Source organism: Rickettsia sp. TH2014 (genome assembly GCF_019249195.1).
GTDB classification, from domain to species: Bacteria; Pseudomonadota; Alphaproteobacteria; order Rickettsiales; family Rickettsiaceae; genus Rickettsia; species Rickettsia felis.
Genome location: NZ_MXAX01000068.1, coordinates 1 through 3,811, shown reverse-complemented (window position 1 = coordinate 3,811; position 3,811 = coordinate 1). Strand labels below are relative to the sequence as shown.

Sequence of the window (3,811 nt, the reverse complement as noted above, 5' to 3'; positions counted from 1 at the left end):
ACTAAAGATCGTGCAAGGAGCGGCAAAGTTGAGCAGCTTAAACTGGAAAATTCTTGATATTTTCTTCATATATTTTTTGAGCTTCTGATAATGATAATTTTGAATAAATCTCTAGAGACTTGCGGGTTTCATGACCAGAATATGGTTGGATGAGTGCGTCGTCTATTCCTCTTTTTTTAAGCCAAGTAAATAAAAAATGACGTAATTTATGTGGAGAAATATTCTGCCTCATACCAGCTAAATTACTATATTTTTCTAATATTCTTCTAATTCCTCTATCAGAATATGGTTTTTTCCAGCTTGACTCAAATAAGTACAATGTCTTATTCTCTGCGGTACTGGTGATATACATTGCTAATGTTTCCCGAAAACTTTTTGGAAACGGTACTATTCTATCTTTTTTTCCTTTTCCAGCAATAATTCTAATTTGACATCCATTCAGGTCAACATCAGGCTTTTTTAACCTTACCAGCTCACTTACTCTTATACCTGTATATATTAATACTTTTATAATTATAATGTCCTGTATATTTTTACTTTTCCATATTACATCATAGTATTTCTGTATTTCTTCTTCATTTGGAACATAAGGTAATTTTTTAGGTTGAGCTGTAACTACTACTTCTAATTCTTGCCTTAAATACATAAATACAGTACGTAAATAGCCATAATCCGGTGATTCAGATCTTAGGTATTTAGCTAATTGTAGAGCTTTTTTTCTTGGCGGAGTTCTTTTATTCATGGTTATGCTACCTCCCTTGCAAAAAGAGCCTGGTCAACATTAATTGCTAAACGCTTATTTAGATCTAAACTAAAACTACCATATGGATTAATATGTTCACTAATTAGAGGAGAAATCGCTCTTTTATCTTCATTACTCATCCTTTCTAACCAAGATGATTCCACTAATATTTGTTGTAGCATTAAAGTATTGATGTACACCATTGATAGTTGTAATAAATGCAAACATAAAGTAGATAATTTGAACTCTAGTGGGTTATTACTACGAAATACTCCCGTTTTTCCATAAAATATAATGTCATTAACACCATTCCAACGTTCTACAACATTTAATGCACTATGTATTTCTTGTCTTAGTTCTAGAGAATTAAAATAATTACATAGGAAAATAGTTTTTACTGCTCTTCCTAACTCTCTAATGGCTTGGTATGCTTCATGTTGTACATTACCCTTAGTAAATTTTCTGAGTAATCCTTCTGTATCAGCTATTCCTAATTTCAATGAGATAGCATGTTGTATAATATATTCATAATGTCTTTTGATTAGCTCCCAGTCAATAGGACGCACTAATATGTCTTCTATATGGTTTAAGCCTTTTTGCTCTTCTTTATCAGTGTAATACAATCTTTGTTTATGAATATTTTTGAATCTTGGCATCAAAGCAAAGGAAAATAGGTAAGAAAATGCAAAGCCTATTTCGCTTGCACCATGTGTATCTACGTAATTCTTGTCTATATTTGCATTTGTTGCATGCTTCAATATACCTTCTAACATTGCCGCTACTTCTGAAGAATGACAGCTTTTCATTTGCGAATAAATACATACAGATGAAGTATCAACGTGCCAATAAATCATTACTCCTTTGCTATGATAACGAGGATGCCAACTACTCATCAAATTCTGATCAGATGCTTTAAAATGTTTTGAATCTGAAGCGACTGATGTTGTATTGTCGCCCCATAGTGATGTGAAGCGAATCTTTAGTAAACTATTCACTATTTTACGAATAGCCGCTTGCAAGTTTTCTTGATCAAAATATCTAAGCTTTATATATTGTAAATCTTGGTAACTAATCTCTCCATTACTCATACTTTTAAGACCAGTATTTGTACCATATCCCAAAATAGCTAAAAGTAGTCTCTTACAAATAATTTCTTTATCTAATCCTGTTTTAGGACCACTTGCAACAAAGTCATCTGTAAAATTAACAAACAGATCTACTTCTTTTAAAATATCAAGTAAGCTAGTTGATGGCCAACGCTTAAACACCTCTTCTTTTATTAATTCTAATTGTTTTGGTGGATTTTGCTCTTTTATTTTGGCAACCCTTATATGACCTTTTGGCTTTTTTAGAATATGCACGAATTTATTTTGGGGAATAGAATTATTTAATCTAAATAATGAGTTTTTTAACTCTGCTTTTAGTGTATTGATAAAAGTATCGGCGTCTTGTGGTTGCCTCAGAATATTAAAATATTTTTCTTTATTTTGATCAAAATCCTGTGGTAAATCCTCTTCAGGATTACGATACTTATAACCTCCCTTTACCCAAACTTCTTTACTCCTAAGTTTATTTCTTAACTTATTTAATACACATAATTCTAAATCTATTTTTTTAACTCTATTATTTTTATCAAATATCTTATCCCTATGTGATTTTTGTACCGTCTGTTCTATCTCCAGTACTTGATTGCTATAATAATATCGCTTATTGTTATTAATATTATCCTTAATTAAGTTAATAACATTTGTAATCTTATTACTACTTACAGAATCAAATTCTAAGACTTCTATTATTGGAATAATAACTTTCCTATAATAACGAGCAAAAGATTCTCTAGTACTGTAATATAATAAATCACTAAATTTGTTGACCAGCTTCTTGGTTGACAATTGTTGCTGAATGTCTAACAATTTTTTCTTTGGAAGTTTCGGATATATAGCTTTATTAATCAAATCTTCTTCATTACCTAATATAGTATCTACTAAAATCTTTAATACTCTTCTATTATCATAATTTTTCTTAATTTCTTTCAATTTAGAAAATTTAGCTTTAGATTTGTTTTCTCCAGCAATAAAAATTTTTTGAGTTGTATCTAGAAGAATTTCCACAAGAGAATCATTAATATCAGTTTTTCTCATGAAACAAAAAATAATTAGTTGAGCATATTTGCTAGCATTTGGCATCTCCTTTATGGTACTTGGGTATTTATTGACAATATTCCTATAATAGCGTTTTAAGTGCTTAGATGTTAAAGTTGTTACAATCTCTGGATATGCTAGAAGCTTTAAAAATCTTAATTTCTTAGTTTCTGATTTTATGCTTTCTATTGTCGAACCTCTTACCCAACGCATAAGATGATTCATCTTAGACATACCATCTGTAATAATTAATAGTTCATCTAGATAAGCTTTTGTTTCAATACCCAAACTATCAACTATAGTTTGGAATAAATCTTTTTCATATTGGTATATAGTGCTTTTTACGATTCTACTTATACTAGACTTCTTAATAGAAGAAATACCTTGCTTAACTATGAAATCCTGAGCATATTCCTGTAGTACCTCATATTCAAATATTCCTTCACAACTTATTATATTTTTTAAATGTAGCTGCAAATCAATCCTATCAGTCTTATCGGTTTTTTTAACAGCAGAAATATTAAAATGTTGTAGGATTCTTATTTTATAATTCCTAACTGCTCTAGCTGAAGGAATTGTAATGCTTGTGGTCTCTAAATCCAACTTAATAGCAATATTAGTTAATAATGAACCTGATATTTTTGGCAAACCATCTATGAACTTATTATGAGATTCATAATATTTTAGCATTATTGCATAATACAAACGAAATTTCTTTTGAGTGGAAGAAATTAATTTATATTGTGAGTCTGTAAATTTTGAATTTAATCGTTTCATAAAAAGTTCCTATAATCCCCAGTCTCGGTACATTATTAACCAAAACTGCAAAAAATCTGAAAGCTTTTATAGCACAATTATTCTAACTATGAAAGTCATTTCTTAACTCGGTACTTTCAATAACTTTGCCGCTCCTTGCACGATCTTTAGT

General features: G+C 29.8%; 2 protein-coding genes. Both read right to left on the bottom strand.

What is annotated here, in order from left to right; all coding sequences use genetic code 11:
* Nucleotides 1–37: 37 nt before the first annotated feature.
* Nucleotides 38–742, bottom strand: a complete 705-nt coding sequence (locus KYQ89_RS01065) for a tyrosine-type recombinase/integrase (RefSeq protein ID WP_218459992.1) — start codon at nt 740–742, stop codon at nt 38–40.
* Between the two features lie 2 nt (nt 743–744).
* Nucleotides 745–3,660 carry a Tn3 family transposase gene (locus KYQ89_RS01060; RefSeq protein WP_218459991.1) on the bottom strand — a complete coding sequence of 972 codons (2,916 nt, stop codon included), beginning with the start codon at nt 3,658–3,660 and terminating at the stop codon, nt 745–747.
* Nucleotides 3,661–3,811: the final 151 nt, after the last annotated feature.

Coding starts and splice junctions, on each gene's coding strand:
- KYQ89_RS01065 (WP_218459992.1), bottom strand. CDS start 742: ATGAATAAAAGAACTCCGCCAAGAAAAAAAGCTCTACAATTAGCTAAA.
- KYQ89_RS01060 (WP_218459991.1), bottom strand. CDS start 3,660: ATGAAACGATTAAATTCAAAATTTACAGACTCACAATATAAATTAATT.